At 64.0% G+C, this 19,709-nt stretch carries 17 protein-coding genes; 1 reads left to right on the top strand and 16 read right to left on the bottom strand.

Annotation, left to right across the window (positions count from 1 at the left end; all coding sequences use genetic code 11):
• Positions 1-2 precede the first annotated feature (2 nt).
• The 15 genes from CSC71_RS06265 to CSC71_RS06195 all read right to left on the bottom strand — a co-directional run bounded on the left by CSC71_RS06265 (position 3) and on the right by CSC71_RS06195 (position 17,726).
• Positions 3-845: a class I SAM-dependent methyltransferase gene (locus tag CSC71_RS06265; protein WP_162373498.1), complete on the bottom strand. Its 843-nt coding sequence runs from the start codon at positions 843-845 to the stop codon at positions 3-5.
• Positions 842-1,255, bottom strand: a complete 414-nt coding sequence (locus CSC71_RS06260; protein WP_162373497.1) for a hypothetical protein — start codon at positions 1,253-1,255, stop codon at positions 842-844. Before CSC71_RS06260 ends, CSC71_RS06265 begins: the two co-directional genes overlap by 4 nt.
• Positions 1,252-2,316 (bottom strand): sulfotransferase, encoded by a 1,065-nt coding sequence (locus CSC71_RS06255; protein ID WP_162373496.1) that lies wholly within the window; start codon positions 2,314-2,316, stop codon positions 1,252-1,254. The genes CSC71_RS06260 and CSC71_RS06255 overlap by 4 nt, the downstream gene beginning before the upstream one ends.
• The gene (locus CSC71_RS06250) at positions 2,316-3,248 is read right to left on the bottom strand and encodes a glycosyltransferase family 2 protein (RefSeq protein WP_162373495.1); all 933 of its coding nucleotides are present in this window, start codon (positions 3,246-3,248) and stop codon (positions 2,316-2,318) included. The genes CSC71_RS06255 and CSC71_RS06250 overlap by 1 nt, the downstream gene beginning before the upstream one ends.
• Positions 3,245-3,949: a WbqC family protein gene (locus CSC71_RS06245; protein ID WP_162373494.1), complete on the bottom strand. Its 705-nt coding sequence runs from the start codon at positions 3,947-3,949 to the stop codon at positions 3,245-3,247. The genes CSC71_RS06250 and CSC71_RS06245 overlap by 4 nt, the downstream gene beginning before the upstream one ends.
• Positions 3,946-7,746, bottom strand: a complete 3,801-nt coding sequence (locus CSC71_RS06240; RefSeq protein ID WP_162373493.1) for a glycosyltransferase — start codon at positions 7,744-7,746, stop codon at positions 3,946-3,948. Before CSC71_RS06240 ends, CSC71_RS06245 begins: the two co-directional genes overlap by 4 nt.
• A 16-nt stretch (positions 7,747-7,762) precedes the next feature.
• Positions 7,763-9,556, bottom strand: coding sequence for a sulfotransferase (locus tag CSC71_RS06235; RefSeq protein WP_162373492.1), 1,794 nt, complete (start codon positions 9,554-9,556; stop codon positions 7,763-7,765).
• A 100-nt stretch (positions 9,557-9,656) separates the two neighbouring features.
• Entirely contained in the window at positions 9,657-11,060 is a 1,404-nt protein-coding gene (locus CSC71_RS06230) for a class I SAM-dependent methyltransferase (RefSeq protein ID WP_162373491.1), read from the bottom strand.
• Between the two features lie 5 nt (positions 11,061-11,065).
• Positions 11,066-12,103: an ABC transporter ATP-binding protein gene (locus tag CSC71_RS06225; protein WP_162373490.1), complete on the bottom strand. Its 1,038-nt coding sequence runs from the start codon at positions 12,101-12,103 to the stop codon at positions 11,066-11,068.
• A gap of 139 nt (positions 12,104-12,242) precedes the next feature.
• Positions 12,243-13,064, bottom strand: a complete 822-nt coding sequence (locus CSC71_RS06220; RefSeq protein WP_162373489.1) for an ABC transporter permease — start codon at positions 13,062-13,064, stop codon at positions 12,243-12,245.
• A 14-nt stretch (positions 13,065-13,078) separates the two neighbouring features.
• Positions 13,079-14,263, bottom strand: a complete 1,185-nt coding sequence (locus CSC71_RS06215) for a cystathionine gamma-synthase (RefSeq protein ID WP_162373488.1) — start codon at positions 14,261-14,263, stop codon at positions 13,079-13,081.
• 56 nt (positions 14,264-14,319) lie between these two features.
• A complete protein-coding gene (locus CSC71_RS06210) occupies positions 14,320-15,690 on the bottom strand; it encodes a pyridoxal-phosphate dependent enzyme (RefSeq protein ID WP_162373487.1) in 1,371 nt (456 codons plus the stop codon).
• 172 nt (positions 15,691-15,862) lie between these two features.
• Entirely contained in the window at positions 15,863-16,081 is a 219-nt protein-coding gene (locus CSC71_RS06205) for an HP1242/YdcH family protein (protein WP_162373486.1), read from the bottom strand.
• Positions 16,082-16,452: 371 nt separating this feature from the next.
• A complete protein-coding gene (locus tag CSC71_RS06200; protein WP_162373485.1) occupies positions 16,453-17,325 on the bottom strand; it encodes an OmpA family protein in 873 nt (290 codons plus the stop codon).
• A complete protein-coding gene (locus CSC71_RS06195; protein WP_162373484.1) occupies positions 17,322-17,726 on the bottom strand; it encodes a DUF4398 domain-containing protein in 405 nt (134 codons plus the stop codon). The genes CSC71_RS06200 and CSC71_RS06195 overlap by 4 nt, the downstream gene beginning before the upstream one ends.
• A gap of 97 nt (positions 17,727-17,823) precedes the next feature.
• Between CSC71_RS06195 and CSC71_RS06190 the strand changes: the two genes are divergently transcribed.
• Positions 17,824-18,963, top strand: coding sequence for a PilT/PilU family type 4a pilus ATPase (locus tag CSC71_RS06190; RefSeq protein ID WP_162373483.1), 1,140 nt, complete (start codon positions 17,824-17,826; stop codon positions 18,961-18,963).
• A gap of 66 nt (positions 18,964-19,029) precedes the next feature.
• Here the strand turns inward: CSC71_RS06190 and maiA are convergent, their stop codons facing one another.
• Positions 19,030-19,695 carry a maleylacetoacetate isomerase gene (maiA, locus tag CSC71_RS06185; protein ID WP_162373482.1) on the bottom strand — a complete coding sequence of 222 codons (666 nt, stop codon included), beginning with the start codon at positions 19,693-19,695 and terminating at the stop codon, positions 19,030-19,032.
• Positions 19,696-19,709 lie beyond the last annotated feature (14 nt).

Here is a 19,709-nt window from a genome sequence, read left to right as displayed (position 1 = left end):
GCTCAACGGCCCGGGACCGGGCGCGCGACGATCAGGCAGCTCGCGCCGAACGGCACGCGCAGCCCGCGCTCGAAGCGCGAGGATTCGACGGCCAGCAGCCGGTCCAGCAGGCCGCCCCTGCCACGGTGCTCGGCGCCGACACGTTGCTCGCGCCGCTTCGCGCCCCGGCGCAGGCGCAGCCACTCGGGCAGCGTCCTGAGCAGGAACATCGGGACGGGCAACGGCCAGAAATAGTAGGAGCAGAACTCCACCTCGAAGCCGCTGTCGGCGAATACCCGCCGCAACCGGGACAGGGTGTAGCGGTGGAAATGGCCGGCTTCGCGGTCGACCGACGACCACAGCCACCGGTGCGCGGGCACCGTGGCGAAGATCCTGCCGCCGTCGGCGAGCATGCCGCGCAGGCTGCGCAGGGCATCGCCGTCGCGTTCGATGTGTTCGATCACGTCGAAGAGGCCGATCGCGCCCAGGGAGCCGGGCCTGACCTGGAGGTCGACGATCGACGCCTGCACCAGTTCGCCGATCCCGCGTTCCCTGGCATGTGCGATTCCGGAAGCGCCCGGCTCGATCAGGACGACCCGGTAGCCGAGTTGCCTGATCATGGCCGCGACGAAGCCGTTGCCTCCGCCGACATCGGCGAACGGCAGCGCCGCCGGAGGAGGATGCCGCCGGATCGCACCGGCGATGCAACGGTTGCGGTGGGCGAACCAGAACGATCCGTCCTCGACGCCATGGCAGCTGTCGTGGCCCTCTTCCGGATAGGAGACCGTGGAACGCACGGTCGTCCGCCACACGCCGTCGTCGCCGACCTGGATGTTGTCGATGAACTCGCTGGGCATGGCGTTCATGGCATCGTCTCCGATGGGGTCGCGCTCTCGGGCTGGTCGCGTGCGGAAAGCACGATCATGGCGGTCCCCGCCATCACCAGGGTCGCCCCGGCGAGTTGCCACGGACCGACGCGCTCCCCCGTGAGCCAGGCCAGGCCGACGACCGCGGGGAAGAACAACGCCGACAGCGGATACGCGAAGCTGACGGGATAGCGCTTGTGGATCGCGTTCCAGGCCAGGAAACGACCGAAGTTCAGCCCGAGCACCACGGCCAGCACCAGCGCGAGGAACAGCAGCGTGGGATCGATGCGGACCGAGGCGAACTTGAGCAGGGCCGCGCTTGCCAGCTGCAGGCCCACGTTGAACAACGTGAGCAACACCAGCAGCGTCGCCGAGCCCGGAGCGACCGGCCCCGGCCGGATGCCGGTCATGGGCACGCCCCTGCGCCGCCGGCGCCCGCGTCCCATCGCTCCAGCTCGATGTCCCGGTTGCCGGCATCCAGCGCGTAATGCCGCAGGTAGCCGGGACGGACGCCCGCGGTGTCCTCGGTGAACCCGGTGATGGCGCTGCGCAGCGGCGCTGATTCCGGCGCGTAGCCGAGCGCCGCCATTTCAGGCAGCGTGCAGGCTTCGATGAAACGCACCTCGGCGTCCGAAAGCATCGCCTTCCACGCGTTGTCGCTCGACGCGTCGACCGTGGCCTTGTCGCCGAAGGACGAATTGCCCTTCCAGGACTGGCCGCGATGGTCGCGCAACGGCGAGCGCATCAGGTCGCGCGGGAAGGCCGGGATGGACAGCGACCGGGCGATCGCGTCCAGTACCGCGTCGGTGCGGGCGACCAGGTCCTCGTAGCGCAGCACGTCCACCCCGGGGCGATCGGCCATGGCCAGCCATGCCTGCGCGCTCTTGCGCCAGAGCCGCACCAGCATCAGCAGCGGATAGCGGTCGCCGACGAGTTCGCGGTAGCGGCCGTGGTTGGCCGAGGCGACCACGGCGCGTGGATCGCGCACGATCAGCAGGCAGCGCACGCCGGCAGCAGCCAGCGCCGGGAGGTACTCCTCGCACAGCACCTCCTTGGAGCCGACAAGGGCGGCGCCGGCCTTGCCGAACTGCGCCGCAAGGCGCGCGTGCAGGGCTTCGCGCAGCGCCAGGAAGGTCGCCGTATCCGGAAGCGACCCGTGCGGCAGGTCCGTCGCGCTGCCGCCCTTGCCGGTCGTCGCCCGCGCGGCCAGGTATTCGACTTCGTCGCCGCGGAAGGTCCGCGAAGCCAGCCAGTCCGCGAAGCGGGCGGGTTCGTCGCTGGCGGCGTCCATGCCGTCGCCCAGCGGCAGCAGCCGCTGCCAGCCCTGTTCGTCCAGGAACATCTGCTTGGCGTCGACGTACAGCTGGTGGAACGGCTGGTAGGCGACGAACAGGTCCGGATGATTGGTTAGTAGCGTTTGCAGCAGGGATGTCCCTGACCGCAACATGCCCGTCACGAATAACTGTTGCATCACAGATGTTCCTCGAACACAGGCGACTGCCCGGAACGCGCGCTTTCACTCACAAGCCGGCCTATGTACTCACCAAGGATACCCATGCACATCAGGACATTGCCAGACATGAAAGACACCAACACGGCGAGGGTCGGCCAACCGGTGACCGCCGAGCCGTTCAGCAACACATCCACGACCACGTAGGCCGCATACACGAGGCTGGCAACGCAGAGAAAGGTGCCCCATGCGGTCACGAAACGCAGCGGAATCGAGGAATGGTTGATCACCAGGTAGGAGGAGAGCTTCAGCAGTTTGCGCAGCGTGTACTGGCTGTGCCCGTCCATGCGCGGATGGTGGGGGACATCGATGTTGCAGATGCGATCCGTCGGTACTGCGCCTAGCATTAGTGCGGGCAGGTAGACCTGCGCACCGGAGTACGTAGAAATGCTCCGGGCAGCGCGCCGGCTCATGCAGCGATAGCTGGACAACGCCAGCGACCGCGGCTTACCCAGAATCCGTGCAATCAGCCACTGCACTGCGCCACTAGCCAGGTTGCGCAGAAGTGAATGTTGCTTGCTTCCCTCGATCCTGCCAATCACCAAGTCGTAACCTTCGTCGACCCTGGTAAGGAACCGCGGAATCTCCTCTGGAGGATTCTGCAGGTCGTCGTCCAGCGTCAGTACGTATTCGCCCATGCACCGGCGCAGTCCATGCAGGGTCGCATAATGCTGACCCATGTTGCGCGCGAAGCGGATCGCCTTCACCCGCGAATCGCGACGGTGCAACTCGAGCACGCTGTCGAAGGTGCCGTCGTTGCTCGCATCATCCACCAGAATGACCTCCCACACGTCGGTCAACGCCGACAGCACCGTACTTAACCGTTCATACAGCACTGGCAAGATGGGGCCACTGCGGTACACGGGGACCACCACGCTGATCGAACGCGTCATAACCCGCCCCCTTCTACGTGCAACATGAAACGTGGGGCCTTGGGACCGGTAACGGCCAGCAGGTCCAGGACGCTCACATGGTGGTCGAATGGCGGATGCGGCTGCGCGTATTCCGGATAACCGTCGTAGCGCATCCATTCCACCGCGATGCCCTCGCTGGAAAAAAGCGTTTCGTCGAGGTACGCACGGGCAGCGGCTCCCGAAAGGTAGGTCGAGGCGCCAGCCTGCCGGCAGAGGTTCACCAGCCGCTCGTTGCGATCGCCGACCAAGTCGTATTCGCGCGCATCGCGGATGATGGTACCAATGCCGAGCATGTCGCAGATGGCCTTGATCGTGCGCAGGTTGACCTGACTAAGCAGCCTACAGCCGCCGAGCTCGAGGAAAATCGGCTCAAGCCGTTCGCGGCAGTAGTCGAGATGCGGTGCGCGCGCGTAACTCTGGCGGAAGCTGGTCCAGTGCTTTCTGAAGCAGCTGGCATCGGCTACCTCGGTCTGTTCGATGGTCTGCTCGAGACTGTGCTGCCTGACCGGCACCGTCAACCACGCCTTGCCCTGGGCCGTCTTGATCTGGTTACGATTGCGCCAATCGTTCTTGGTGTACTGGACGCAGTCGTAGACGATGAATTCATCGACCGCCGCGATGATGTCGAAGTAGCCCTTCCATGGCAGGTAGTTGGACTGCAGAACGGCAACGCGCTTCATGGGACCAGGCCCTCTGTGTTGCCGCCATCACCCCTGACCTTCCAGCCGAACGCCTCGGCGGCGATCCGTTGGAGCCGGCCCTCGGTCTGGCCACCCCGCTCCTGCGCCCATGCGAGTGCCTGGGCACGCAGCCTATCGCGCAGCTTTGCGTCATCGAGCAGCAGCGAAATGTTGCGAATCCAGCTTGAGGTTTCGTTCTTCGCCAGTAGGCCCGTCTGGCCGTGCACGATGGCGATCTGGTAGGGACCGACCGCACTGAAGACCGCCGGTACGCCAGCCAAGGCATAGTCCAGCGCCTTGATGTCGGATTTCATCGTGTTGAACTCGCTGTCGCGCAACGGTGCCAGTGCGAGCGTGGCTGCCGAGCAGATAGCACGGAACCATGTGACGAACTCGGGATAGGTGGAGCAGGATTCAGGTACCTCGATAAGGCGTGCGCAGGGTAGCGGTTCGCCACCGCCAATCTGGATGAACTCCACTTCCGGGCGCACGCCCAGCACAGCATTGATCGCCGGCAGGACCATCTGCAGGTCTCCGCGGTGCGACGAAGTGCCCATGTAGAGGATGCGCGGTCGATCATGGTCCAATGAGTGCTCTGCCAAGATCTCGGCGATACGGCCCTCGGAGAGCGGCGCGTTCCACAGGCTCTGATCAAGTGAGTTGGGGACGATCTCCGTACGCGGATTCAACACCGACAAGCGCTCAGCCAGCGTCTGCATTGACGTCGTCACCAGCGATGCATTCTCGATCAGCATGACAATCGACTGTGCCTGTTCGGCATAGTACTTATGGTCCGGATGATCTTCCGGCAAGTCCCACAATGGGTCGTCGATCTCGTAGATATACGGCATCCGACGCTCTCGCAGGCAAGCCACCAGTCGAGGCACTAGGTCAGCGGGGACCGAGTTGCGCTGGATCAGCAGTGCGTCGATGTGGTCGACACCGCCTGCCAACAACCAGCGCGCATCCACTGCGCGCGCGTCGGCAGTTTCGCCTAGGGCGCTGACCCAGGGCTTGAGCACGCGGATGTATGCGGTCGCCGGAACGTAGGGCTTCTGCCGATACAGCATACCCAGACGCATGGGCTCGCGCTCGCCACGGTTGAGCAGGCGCCCGTATATCCGGCGGTACTGGAACGCCATCGTCGCAGTATCGTTCCAATGCGCCTCACTTGCCTGCCATGTCTTAACTGACGCAAGGCGCTGCGCGTATCCGGCGGCATCGGCCACGACTTCATCCAGACGTTGCAGCGCCTCCTTAGGTGAGACCTCGTGGCTCAACAGCCAGCCCGCGCCACTGGCGCGGATCCGGTCGCCGACCGCGCCGATGTCCATGCCCAGCACGGGAATGCCGCACGACCACATCTCGGTGAGCGTATGGCAGTAGGTTTCGGGCCATATTGAGAAGACCACCCCGAATGCAGGAGCGATCTTTCGCACCATGCTATGGAAGTTGCCGCGCTCGTAGGGGCCGTGATGCACACCCACGCCCTTGAGCGTGCCCAACGTAGAGCCCAGGAAATGGAATTCGTACTTGCCGGCCGTGTCGAGCTCGGCCATCTCGCGGAGGAGTTCGCTACCCTTGGATGGCCCGATGTTTCCGGGAATGAGAATACGGATGCGACCCTCGTTTGGCGAGAACCGGGCGTAGTCACCGAAGGCCTCGAAATCCCGGCCATGGGGAATGACCATGATGCGGCCTTCCAGTTGGGGATACGCCGCCTCGATCGTCCGCGCAGCGGAAGGCGCGGTGGTAATGAAACTGTCGCAGTGGCCTAGGAACTCCCTGAACATTTCCTGCCAGCGCTTGACGTAGCGATGCTTCAGGCGCGGCATGCTGGTCTCGGGCCACAGCGAGTTCTGGCAATCGCCCTCGCCAGGGGTGCAGCGACCACCACAGTACTTCAGGTCGCCGTCGAGCAGATTCAGCGAGGGACAGATCGAATAGAAGTCGTGGAAGGAATACACGACAGGGATGTTCTGCGACTTGGCAATCGCTGGCAGATTGAGGCTGTGCCAGGCAATGTGCCTGATGTGCAGCAACTCGATCGAATACCGATAGAGGATGTCCGCAACGATCTGATCGTATCCGTCCGAGCGGTGCGTGACCGGATCTACTACACGCTCCAGCGAATGCGTTTCGCGTACGACCAGCACGCCGTCGACCAACTCCGATAGCGTGATCACGCGCGACTCACACCGCAGCAGCCAGCCATGGTACTGATCCGACACTGCGCGCATGAGATCGAGGTTGGTCTGTGGTGTCCCTCCTGTCTGGGTCGAAATGACGAACAATATCCGCGGAAGCGTATTGGGCGTTCCGCTTGCCAGCGCAGCGCCAATCCGCTTGCGCATGCGAGTGAACTCTATGTCACGGAACCGCGCGGTCAGCAGCCGATACTCGGGATACAACACCTCCAGTTGCTCCGCGCCGGCCTTGATAAGCGATTCCTTCTCGCCCTGGAAGCTCTGTGAGCGTTTGTGCAGAACGTATGCTTTGTCAGAAACGATGTTCCTCCAGCCCCGACGCAGGGCTCGCATGCAGAAATCGTTCTCTTCGCCATAACCACGCGGGAAACGCGCCTCGTCAAATCCGCCGAGCGTATCGAGCGCAGCGCGACGGATGTACATGCAGAAACCGTTGCCGGTAGGCACTTCCAGCAGCTTCCCAGCAGTAGCGCCGGTCGCCACACGGGCGAACCCATCATTGCCTAGATGCGGAGGACACGGGTTATGCATACCGAAAACGGGAGCGGAAAATGCGCCAGCGTTGTTTGACAGCGCCGTCACCGTAGCGACGCGCGGCCTTGCATAGGCGCAATAACGCAGTGCATCAAGCCAGCGTGCGGTAACCAGCGTATCGCTATTGAGCAGGACGACATCGCGCCCGGACGCCATTCCGATGCCCTTATTGATCGTGCGCGTGTAGCCGAGATTCACCTCGTTGACAGTCGCCTGGGTTCGCGGCCGCGATGCGTATTCCTCGATAAGATCAGCGATTCTGGGATCGGTGCTGCAATCATCAATCAGGAGGATTTCCGCGTACTGCGGCGTGTGGCGATAAAGCGACGCCAGGCATTCCGAGACCGCTTCGTAGGCATTAAAGATGGGGACGATGACCGATACCGGAGCCTGTCGCCCTTCCACATACGTTTCGAACGTGAGCGAACGCTCTCCAAGGTTTGGTATCGGCCCGTGCACGATCACACGAGGACTTTTGGCCAGCGACCACCCCGATCGCTTGAAGCGCACGTCGATTTCAGTACCCGTCGGGAACACGTACGATGCCCAAGTGTGTGCGAAGCCTGCGCGCGCACCGCTCAACCCCAGTCGGGACAGATCCGGGCGCCCCTCCATAGTCACCAGATCCACCAGGTGCTCGCCATCGGCGAATACGCTCAGTTCGACCGGCTCGCCCGGATGCTCTTCGTCCACGGCCCAGCCGGCGAAGCCCTTCTCGTCCAGTCGGTCCAAGTAACCGCGCAGACCCCTTTGTTGTTGCGCGGCATCTTCCGGAGGTTTAGCGTGTGAGCCACGATGTGAGCTGGGGCGGCGCAGGAAGTGCACCAACGGATTGACCCCGGACCGAAATAGCTCAGGGTTCTCGCGCAGATAACGCGCGGTGTCGAATCCGGGCCCCGGATTACGCTCCAAATTGGCGCCATAACGCAGGTAATGCTCGACAGGGTCCAGCCCCGCCAGCATCACGTCTGGATATGCCTGCAAGTACCACTTGGCGTCAAACAACCCAGAGTTGCGCACCAAGCGAATGTCCTCGGCCATGGTGTCTATGCTCATCTTGCAGCCTTTAGTTCTAGCATTGCCGCCCCTCATTCCTGCCGTACCTCAGGTAGTGCACCAGCGCGTTCATTCCTGATTCGGCGACATCCCGGTTGATATCCAGATAGCGCGCAGTGTTGAACTTCGGGCCTGGATTACGCCCCTCCTTGCCACCGAAGCCGAGGTAGTGCTCGGCCGGATCCACTCCGTTCTGTGCAACATCGGGATAGCGACGCAAATACCAGTCAGCATCGAACCACTCCGACTGACGCACCAGCTTGACATCACCGATCTGCGCGCCACCTCGTCGACGCCTGAAAAAGCGCATCATCGCACGGATAGGCGCCCCCATCCGCCAAGTGGCGCTGTGCAAGACAGCGTCGAGCTGGTGTTGCAGTTTGGCTGCCTGTGTTTCTGCAGCCTGGCGCGACTTCTCAGCATCCGCCGCCTGACTCGCAGCCGCGCCCTGCGCCTTCCGCGCAATCTTCACCCTGTCGGCCAGGCCTTCGATTTCGCGCTTCAGCAGCGCCAACTGGTTGTCCTGCTGCATCAGCATGCGCGTCATCCGCGAGAGGTCACGCAAGCGCAGGTCTGCCACGCGCTCCGCACTGATTCGCGCCAACTTCATCTGCTCTAGCTGCGAGGTGGCGTCGTCGGCTTCACGTTTCGCGGCCTCAAGCTCTAGATTTTGCTTTACGTGCTCGGCGCGGAGCTCGCGCAGGGCTGTGACCGCGGTTTCTGCTTCCCGGGCCTGCTTAGCCTGCAATGCTTCCAGCATAGCAACACGGTCCTCACGTTGCGCGAGATCTGCTCGCAGCTTCGCGATGGTTTCCTGCGCCTTCCGCTGGTCGCGCTCCATGTTGCCGAGCAGTTCATCACGCCGCCTAATATCCGCCTCGAACTTGCTGGACATCTCCCGGACAAACCTGATTTCCTGCTCTCGCAACGCCAATTGCCCACGCAATGCCGCAGCTTCTGCGTCCTGCGGCTTCTTGGCATCCCTGCCGGACAGACTCAATGGAGGCAGCCCCGCTTCATAGCGTGCAAGCGGCTCGATGTCCACTGACTGCTCCATAAGCCTGACCGGAGGCGTACGGCCTGTTTCAAGCGCCTTGAACAACGCCAGTTGTGGTGCGTCTGCATATCTCTGCAGGTCCTCGCGCGATTCCCGCTCGCGATACAGATCTTCCTGCACAAATGCATTGACCTCGTGTCCGCTCGGCTCCCGCAAGCCGAGCACGCCGAGCTTGGTCAGATCGCGAAATAGTTGCGATACCGCGGCAACCGGCTCCTGCATCAGCCGCCGGTGCGACACCACTACTTGAGGCAATCCATCAGACGCCGCCATCGCAGAACGAACGTACCGATCCCAGAGGACAAGACCCGCGTCGATTGGAATTTCGTTACGCACACGCAAGCTGGAAGCAACTTCCACCGGATTACGGAAGATGTGAATGCAGACCGGCGCCTCCAGCCAACGGCGCCATAGCGGCAACAGTAAACATAGCCGGGGCTCCTTCAACAGCCAGGGACGGTGGGCGTCCATTTCCAGGATCAGGCTGGAGGCACGCTTGTCGAAATCGGCCACCTGCGCCGCCGGAAGCGCTATCGGGTCGAACTTCAGGACTCGGTTCCAATCGCAGTTCGCGCCATGGAGGACCGAGTCGTTCAACGCCCTGACGTCACGCCGCTCCCAAAAGCCCTTTGGATTCTCCGGATTGGCGCCGGTGCTGATGCCTTCGGGCCCGAAATACGCACCCATCAAGTTCAGCGCCCTTGCCAGGACCGAGGTCCCGGAGCGATGCATACCCAGCACAATCAATTGCATTGCCCCTCCTCCACATGGTCAGGCACGAGGGCTGGCAAGCACGGTGGCATGCCTTTGCAAACAGCCATCTGCATCATCGTCATGTCTTCCATCACCCGACCTAACGCCGTCCACCGGCAAGCCTCTTCGCCAGGGACCCCGCAATCGGCAGCGCCGGCCCCATGCGTTCCGTGTCGTTGCCGGCACGCACTTCAATGGCTCCCAATCCGCCGACGCTCGCCGCCGGATCCAGGGGAATGGTGAAGGAATAGCCGCACAAGGCATGGTCCAAGCCCAGGTGCTTCTGGACGTCGTGCCGCAACAGGTGCTCGAACACATCCACCATCCGCGTCTGCCCGTTGATCCGTACCGACAGGTAGCGGGGTACCTTGCCGTCCTCATCCACGGCCCAGCCACGCACACGTAGCCGGTCGGCTGCCATATCCACCTCGTCGACGAAGCCCCGGGCGCCACCCGAATAGGTGGAAGGCATCCCGTCAAATCCCTGCGAAGCGCTATCTGCCAGCGATGCATAGTAGGCATCCGCCCGCTCCGTTATCGCTTCCGCAGATTGCATGCTCGTACCCGCGCGCTCCCAGTACAGCGACACGGGCATGTAACCTGCATCGGTCAGACCGCTACGCACCAGATCGTGCCATTCACTCGGGACGTACGCGTCCACTGCAAAATCGGCTGGACCGGCCTCCTCTATCCACAGTTGCACCAGGCTCCGTCCCTTGCCTGCGGCGAATACCTTGCGGATCGTCTCGTCGAGCCGGAATGGGGAATAGTCTGCTTCCAGCAGAGCCCGCAATTCTTCCGGCGCGGCCCGCATACCCTTCACCACTCGCTGGATCACGTCGTCTCCAGACACTACCGGAATGTCTGCACGGCGAAACAGGCCTTCCGCTATCGTAGTTTTGCCATAGGCGGGAGGCTGCATCAGCAGGTAGGCCGTGGGCCGCTGGCGGGCGACATGGATGACGTGCCGCGGCACCGGGTCTCCATCCTGCGCAATGCTCGGACCGATCCACTTCCAGGCGTATCCCCGCAACAGCTCCTTCACCATCGGCATGCTGGGGAAGAAGCGCTCGTCGATACCGCGTTTCACCTTGACCCACTTGGCCTCGGGCGACGAGATAATGCCCATTTCCAGCACTAGCAGACCGTCCGGCGACAGCCGCGACATGAGTGCGCGGACGAGAGCGGGCTGGTCATCGGCGTAGTGCAGCGCCGACGCCAACAGAATGACATCGAATGGCCCGTCCGGCAGCTGGTCCCAGCTGCGCTCGGCAAACTCGCATTGCGGAAAGCGGCAGCGCGCACGCGCTATGAAGCCCCTGGACCGATCCAGCCCCACCGAACGCGAAGCGCCATCGAAGTGCGCGTAACCGCAGAAGAAGCCCTCGTTGCAGCCGACGTCCAGGAAGGTACGCCCATTCAGCGGAGGCAGGTTCAGTGCCTTAAGCTTCTCGAGGGTGCGCGAATCGCCCGCTGCATCGGGGAAGGATTGATATTGTGCCATGCGATCTATGACCTAGTTGGAGCAACAGATACCGAGGCACCAGCCAACTGCTCCATGACTCCACCGGCAATACGCAACGGAACGGATGCCGATTCCGGCGACTGCCCTGCATATACTTGGAAATCCTGAACCTGCCCGCCCAGGACTGCCACCGTATCGATGTTGAAGCTTGCCCTGAACCCGCACGCCGCATCGTTCAAGCCCAGATGCCGCACCACATCTGGGCGATGGTAGCGCTGCAGCTCGATGGCGGCATGGCGTAGCCCGTGCGCCTGCACGACCAAGCCGGGCGGGATGGTCCCATCCGTGCAAGCGCTCCATCCACGAAGCCAGAGCTGCCCGCGGTCGAAATACACTTCTTCGACAGCACCATACACGATGCCCGCCAAATGAATTTCAGGATCCGGAGCCCGATATTCCGGATCCTTGCGTAAGGCCGCCAACAAATCGTGGTAGGCCTTTAGCGCATCGGTGATGCCGCCTGCGTAAAGCAACCTACCTTGCTCAAGCAGAATGCCCTTGTTACAAATCGCGCGCAACAAACCGACGCTATGGCTGGCCAGAACAACGATCTTGCTTCCATCCACCCGATTCTGCATGCGCACCTTCGCTTTCTCCATGAATTCAGCGTCGCCGGCCCCGACCCACTCGTCCATCAGCATGATGTCGTGCTGTACCGACGTGGAAATGGCAAACCCGAGGCGCATCTTCTGCCCCGCGGACAGCGTCCTCAACCGATGGTGCGCCTTTCGTTGCAATCCCGCGAATTCGAGGATTTGCGCAACTTGGCTCTTGAGGAAGCCCGAGGCCAGGCCCATCGCTACGCCACGCAAGATGATGTTCTCGTGTACCGTCGCTTCGCCATTGAACCCAAGTGACATGTTCAATAGCGCCTGACAACTGCCCTGCACCTCCAGCCTGCCCTGGGTGGGCTGATAAACTCCATTCAGCACGCGCAGCAATGTGCTCTTGCCGGCGCCGTTGCGCCCGAGAATGGCCAGTCGGTCGCCCTCCTCCACGTTGAAGGAAAGGTTGTCGAGCAACCGAGCTATCCTGCGCTTGGGCGGATCCAGGACGGCCCCAAGGAATAGACTGGCCCAGCCGGCTATCTCCCTTTCTCCTTGGAGATACATCGGCACGTCCAAACTCAACTTGTCCACGCGAATATGCGCACTCATACCGTCATATCCACAGCGGAACCCAGCGCGCGTACCGCCGGTAGAGAAACGCGGCAAATAATAAGCCTACCAACGTCGACACGCCCATGAACCAGCAAGTCGCCGGCTCGATGGGATCACCGAGGATCGGGGCCCGGAACAGCTCTACATAATGGTAGAACGGATTCGCTCGCATGAGTTGTCCCCGGAAGCTGTCGGCGGGCATGTCTTCGGGATGCCACAGGATCGGGGTTAACAAGAACATGAATACCGAAACATTGCTGAGAAGCTGCCCCAGGTCAGGGAAGCGCGCACCTGCCAGCGACAGGACCACACTGATCCACAGCGCATTGAAATAAATGACCAGCAGGGCTAATGGCGCCACAAGGATCCCCAACCATTCCACGTGGCCGAACAGCACCAGGGCAATGCAGGCAACCGGAATGCACATCAGGAAGTCGAAGAATGACTTGCCGAGAGCTTGCAACACGTAATCTGTCAGCCGAGTCCGGCCATCCAGAATGAACGAGGCACTGGCGGCGTAGATGCCAGCGCTGCCGATCACAGTGGACATCAACCCTCTGAACACCATCACGCCCAGTGCAACATGCGCCGCAAACGCGTCAAGACTTTTTCCCTGCATGCCGGCAAAGATCGAACCCATGCCGAACACGTAGATCGCCGACGGCATCAGCAACCAGATTGCTCCCAGGCGCGAACGCCGGGCACGTACCAAGATGTCCATCCAGCTGGACATAGCCCAGAATTCCGGATTGCGCAGGCTGCGCCGCAAGTCGGACCAGAACGCGCCTATTCGGTCCCCCGAACCGGCGCCGACCTCCAGCATTTCTCGATTCGAGATCACGACAGCACGCGCTCCAAGTCGACCCTCAAATCACCCTCCACCTCCACCCCAACACTCAGCCTCACCAGCCCATCGCTGATCCCCAACCGCGCACGGCGTTCCGGCGGAATCGACGCATGCGTCATCAGCGCCGGCAGGTTGACCAGGCTTTCGACGCCGCCCAGCGATTCCGCGAGGGTGAACAGGCGGGTGCTTTCGCAGAATCGTTTTGCCGCTTCGGCGCCGCCCCTGAGTTCGATCGAGATGATGCCGCCGTAGCCCTGCATCTGCCGCGAGGCCAGTGCGTGCTGCGGGTGCGATGCCAGGCCCGGGTAGATGACGTTCTCGACCGCCGGATGGGCTTCCAGCCACTGCGCCAGCGCCAGCGCGTTGTCGCAATGCGCCTTCATCCGCAGGTGCAGGGTCTTCAGCCCGCGCAGGGCGAGGAAGCTGTCGAACGGCCCCTGCACCGCGCCGACGGAGTTCTGCAGGAAGGCCAACCTGTCGGTCAGCTCCGCGTCGTCGCCGACCACGGCGACGCCGCCGACCATGTCGGAGTGGCCGTTGAGGTACTTGGTGGCCGAGTGCACGACGATGTGCGCGCCGAGCTTCAGCGGCTGCTGCAGGATCGGCGAGGCGAAGGTGTTGTCGACCACGACCAGCAGGCCATGCTTGCGCGCAACGTCCGCAACCGCGGCGATGTCGACGACCTTCAACATCGGGTTGGTCGGGGTTTCGATCCAGACCAGCTTCGTCTTCGCGGTGATCGCGGCCTCGAACGCGTCGAGGTCGGTCAGGTCGACGAAGCCGAAATCCAGCCCGGCGCTGCGCTTGCGCACGCGCTCGAACAGGCGATAGCTGCCGCCGTAGATGTCGTCCATCGCGACCACATGGTCGCCGCTGTCCAGCAGTTCCAGCACGGTCGAGGTCGCGGCCATGCCCGAGGCGAACGCGAAGCCACGGCTGCCGCCTTCCAGTGCAGCCACGCAACGCTCGTAGGCAAAGCGCGTGGGATTTTGCGTGCGCGAATACTCGAAGCCCTGGTGCACGCCGGGGCTGGACTGGGCATAGGTGCTGGTCGCGTAGATCGGCGGCATCACCGCGCCGGTACTGGGGTCGTGCGACTGCCCGCCATGGATCGCGAGGGTGCCTTGCGCCCATTGGGCGGCGCCTGCCTTGGCGTCTTTGAATGTTTCCGTCATATGTGCTCCAAACCGGCTTTCGATTTTATCAGCGCTTGCTGAATGGGTTTTCGCGCTTACTGCACGCGCCGTCGCAAATAATTGAGCAAGTCGATTCGGGTGATCAGGCCGAGGAACGCGTCGCCGTCCATGACGATGGCGACCTGGCCGCGGTCGAAGACCGGCAGCAACGCCTCGATCGGCGATTTCACGTCCAGGCGGTCCAGCTTGCTGACCATCGCGGTGGAAACCGGGTCGCGGAAGCGCGCTTCGTCGCCGTACACGTGCAGCAGCACGTCGCTTTCGTCGACGATGCCGACCAGCCGGTCGCCTTCCATCACCGGCAACTGCGACACGTCGTACAGCTTCATGCGCTGGTAGGCGGTGGTCAGCAGGTCGTTGGGACCGACCACCACGGTGTCGCGCTGGTTGTACGGGCGCAGGATCAGGTCGCGCAGGTCGCCGTACTTCTCGCGTTCGATGAAGCCGTTGTCGAGCATCCAGTAGTCGTTGTACATCTTCGACAGGTACTTGTTGCCGGTGTCCGGCACCAGCACGACCACGCGCTTCGGGGTCGTCTGCTCGCGGCAGTACTTCAGCGCCGCGGCCAGCAGGGTGCCGGTGGACGAGCCGCCCAGCACGCCCTCCTTGGCCAGCAGTTCGCGCGCAGTGCGGAAACTTTCCGCGTCGCTGATCGAATAGGCCTTCTTCACCCGCGTGAAGTCGGAGATCGTCGGCAGGAAGTCCTCGCCGATGCCTTCGACCAGCCAGGTGCCGGACTTTTCGCTGAGCGTGCCCTCGTTGATGTACTGGGCGAGGATCGAGCCGACCGGGTCGGCCAGCACCAGCTCGGTCTGCGGCGACAGCTTCGCGAACGCGCGCGACAGGCCGGTCATGGTGCCGGAGCTGCCGCAGCCGAACACGACGGCGTCCAGCCTGCCGTCCATCTGCCGCAGGATTTCCGGGCCGGTGCCGAATTCGTGCGCGGCCGGGTTGTCGGGATTGCCGAACTGGTTGATGAAGTACGCGCCGGGCGTCTTCGCGGCGATGCTGGCGGCCAGGTCCTGGTAGTACTCGGGATGGCCCTTGGCCACGTCGGAACGGGTCAGCACCACCTCGGCGCCCATCGCCTTGAGGTTGAAGATCTTCTCGCGGCTCATCTTGTCGGGGACGACGAGGATGAGCTTGTAGCCCTTCTGCTGCGCGACCAGCGCCAGGCCGATGCCGGTGTTGCCGGCGGTGCCCTCGACCAGGGTAGCGCCCGGCCCGATGTCGCCGCGCTTCTCGGCCGCCTCGATCATCGACAGGCCGATGCGGTCCTTGATCGAACCGCCGGGGTTGGCGCTTTCCAGCTTCAGGTACAGCTCACACACGCCGGTGTCGAGGCGCTGCGCCTTGACGATGGGGGTGTCGCCGATCAATTCGAGGACGGAAGCGTGGATCGTCATGCGCTGGCACTGCGTCGTGGATGGCCCCCGATTATCGCACCGCACCGCGACGGGCCGACAGCCGGGTAACGAAAAGCCCGCTTGCGCGGGCCTTGAGGAGTGACGCGGGCGGCGGCGACGGACGAGGAAGCCGCCGCCGCCCGCGACGATGGAACCGGACCTGCCGCCTGGTTCAATGCGGCTTGGCGTCGTAGATGCGCAGCAAGCGCTCCTTGGCGTGGAGCTTCTCGCGCTTCATCTGTCCCAGGGTGTTGTCGTCGATGGGCAGCACGCCGAGTTCGGCGTCGGTGACCTTCTTGTCCAGCTCCCGGTGTCGCTGGTAGAGCTGCTTGAATTCCGGGTCGGCCTTGATCAAGGCGTCGATGGCGGACTGTGGTTGCCCTTCGAACATTGCGAACCTCCTTCGGAAATGCAAACGCCCCGGCCTGGGGGCACGGGGCGCTAACGGGGGGAACTACGGAGAAGGGGCTTCTGGCGACGCTCGCTGGCCTGCTTGCCGGGAGCGACCGCACGGACCTGGTCATCCGGCGTGTTCTCCCAAGGCGGCGGCGTCTGCTTCATCGGCCCGATTCTCCACTGAGCCAAGCGACATGAGCCGCTTGGGAATCAGACGCTACTCCGGCAAATCCGGGCAGGCAAGACCCTTCGCAAGTAATTGATTTTCCTGCGGAGCGCATCCGTTAGGCGGACTTAACGGAACCGCCGGGAAGCCAACGATATTCGTGCAAGATACTGATTTTCCTGGATTTTATCGTGCGCGAATCAGGGCGAAACCACCACCTCGGCGGCGCGCGCCTGGGTCGCCTTGCCCTTGCCGCCGGCCTGCAGCCGCGAACGGCCGACGCCGGCGGCGACCAGCGCGTCGCGCAGCGCATCGGCGCGGCGCTGGCCCAGGCCGCCGTCGCCGTAACCGTCGATGCGCGCGCGGGTCTTCGGTCGTGCGGCCAGGTAGGCCGCGATCGCGCCCGCCGTGTCCTTGCCCGAAGCCGACAGGCTGGCCGAGCCCGATTCGAACACGCTGCCGGCCAGGGTGAACACTTCGCCGCGTTGCTCGAACTTCGACGAAGGCAGCTTCGCGCCGGAAACCAGTTCGGCCTCCTCGCGCGCCAGCTGCGCCTCCTTGCGCTGCGCCGCCGACAGTCTTGCCGCCTGCTGGCCGGCGACCGCGGTCAGGGTGTCTTCGGCCTCGAGCCGGGCCTGCGCCTCGGCTTCGGCGGCCAGGCGCAGGCGTTCGGCTTCCTCGGCCTGGATCTGCGCCTGGATGCGCAGGCGTTCGTTCTCGGCGCGCACACGCGCGGCTTCCTGGCGGCTGGCCTCGACCATCAGGTCGCGACGCACGTCGTCGAGTTCGTCGAGCTCGCGCTTGGCCTCCGCCGTGCGCGCCGCCGTCTCGGCGATTTCCACGCGCTTTTCCGCCAGGTACAGGAATTCCTCGCGCTGCTTGCGCTTGGCCCTGGCGAAGGCATCGACGGCCTGTTGCGCCTGGATGCGCTCGTACGGCGCCAGTCCGCCGAGCTGCGGATCGGCCCGCAGCGCGGCGAGGCGCTGGCTCAGGCGCGCCACGTCCGGGTTTTCCGCGGCGGCCGCGGCGAAGGCGATTGCCGCCAACGCGGCGAAGACGAGGGTGCGGCTCATTGCGTTTCCTCCATGCCGAGCTTGCGCTTGAGCTCGGCGACCTCGCCGCGGCGCTGTTGCAGCCGCGCACTGGTCGCCGCTTCCTCGCTGCGCGCGCGCGCCAGGTCGGCCTCGACGGCGGCGCGCTGCGCCAGCTGCGGCACCAGCTTGCGCTGCCGGCGATCGCCCATGGCGGCGGCCTGGGCCTGGCTCAGCGTCTGCCGCGCGGCCGCGATCAGGTCGGGCGCGTACTGGTCGGCGTCGGCCCGGTCGGCGCGGCCGACCGCCTGCTGGGCCGCCTGCAGCTCCGGCACGGCCGTGACCACCTGGGCCCGGACCGGCGCCGCGAGTGTGACGGCGAACAGGGTTGCGGCCACTACCGCATGCAGGAACTCGGGAAAATGTGCGAAGCTACGGTTCATTCAGGGTTTCCGTGGCGACTGGGGTAGCGCGGGGCCATTGTCGGAAGCCGGCGCCGCGGTTGCAATGTACGGGGCCACAGTTGGGGGATGATCACGCATGGACATCGGCTATTTCCTGAAGCTGATGACTGAAAAAAACGCCTCGGACATGTTCCTGACCACCGGGGCGCCGGTCTACATCAAGATCGAGGGGAAGCTCTATCCGCTGGGCAGCACCGGCCTGCCGCCGGGCATGGTCAAGAAGATCGCCTATTCGCTGATGGACGAAGGCCAGGTGCCGCAGTTCGAGCGCGACCTGGAATTGAACATGGCGGTGGCGCTGAGCGACGCCGGCCGCTTCCGCATCAACGTGTTCAAGCAGCGCGGCGAGGTCGGCATGGTGATTCGCGCGATCAAGAGCGTGATCCCGACCATCGAGGAGTTGAACCTGCCGCAGGTGCTGAAGGACATCATCATGACCCCGCGCGGGCTGGTGCTGGTGGTCGGCTCCACCGGCTCCGGCAAGTCGACCTCGCTGGCGTCGATGATCGACTACCGCAACAGCACCAGCACCGGCCACATCCTCACCATCGAGGACCCGATCGAGTTCCTGCACAAGCACAAGCAGTCGATCGTCAACCAGCGCGAGGTCGGCCTGGACACCCACGCCTTCCACAACGCGCTGAAGAACGCGATGCGCGAGGCGCCGGACGTGATCCTGATCGGCGAGATCCTCGACGCGACCACGATGGAGGCGGCGATCGCCTTCGCCGAGACCGGCCACCTGTGCCTGGCCACGCTGCACTCGAACAACGCCGACCAGACCATCGAGCGCATCCTCAACTTCTTCCCCGAGCAGGCGCACAAGAACGTGCTGATGAACCTGTCGCTGAACCTGCGCGCGGTGATTTCGCAGCGCCTGGTGCGCGGCGTCGACGGCCGGCGCCTGCCGGCGGCCGAGGTGTTGATCAACACGCCGATGATCCGCGACCTGCTGCGCCGCGGCCAGGTGCACGAGATGAAGCAGGCCATGGAGGAATCGCTGGAAGAAGGCATGGAAACCTTCGACCAGTGCCTGTTCCGCATGGTCAAGGAAGGTCGCATCGAGATGGAGGAGGCGCTGCGCGCCGCCGATTCCCGCGACGGCCTGGCGCTGAAGTTCCGCCTGTCCGAAGGCAGCAAGGGCGAGCACGACCCGTACGCCGACGTCTACGACACCGGCGCGGCCAGCCCGCGGATCACGCAAGGGTTCGGCTGAGGCCCCGGCAGGCGCGGCGCAGGCCGCTGCCGGAATTCACCGAAAATGTTCGCGCTTGCGCCGCCGCTACGCGGCCGCCGGCGCGTCCGGCTGGTTCTCCGGCCTCGTCGCGTCGAATGCCGGCAAGCCGAGGCACGCGGCTTCGATCCGCCGGATCGTCGGGTACGGCGCCAGGTCCACGCCGAACCGGCGCGCGTTGTAGAGCTGCGGCACCAGGCAGCAATCCGCCAGCCCCGGCGCCTCGCCGTGGCAGAAGCTGCCGGTGGCGAGGTCCCCGGCCAGCAATTTCTCCATTGCGGCCAGCCCCCCGGCGATCCAGTGCCTGACCCATTCGTCGCGCGCCGGCTGCGGCACGTTCCATTCGCGCTCGAGGTACTGCAACACGCGCAGGTTGTTGAGCGGATGGATGTCGCAGGCGACCAGCTGCGCCAGCCCGCGCACGTGCGCGCGGTCGCGCGCCTCGGCCGGCAGCAGCGCCGGTTCCGGGTGGATTTCCTCCAGGTATTCGAGGATCGCCAGCGACTGCCGGAGCGTGCGCTCGCCGTGCAGCAGGACCGGCACCAGCTGCTGCGGATTCCGCGCCGCGTAGTCGGGTGCGTGCTGCTGCCCGCCGTCGCGCAGCAGGTGCACCGGCACGGTTTCGTAGGCCAGGCCCTTCAGGTGCAGGCCGATGCGCACCCGCCAGGCGGCGCTGGAACGCCAGTACGAATACAACCGCAGCGGTTCGTGCATGGCCCTGCCCTCCG

Source organism: Pseudoxanthomonas sangjuensis, assembly GCF_010211755.1.
GTDB lineage: Bacteria > Pseudomonadota > Gammaproteobacteria > Xanthomonadales > Xanthomonadaceae > Pseudoxanthomonas_A > Pseudoxanthomonas_A sangjuensis.
Note: the sequence above shows the minus strand (reverse complement) of the source record. Positions and strands in the feature narration are given on the sequence as shown.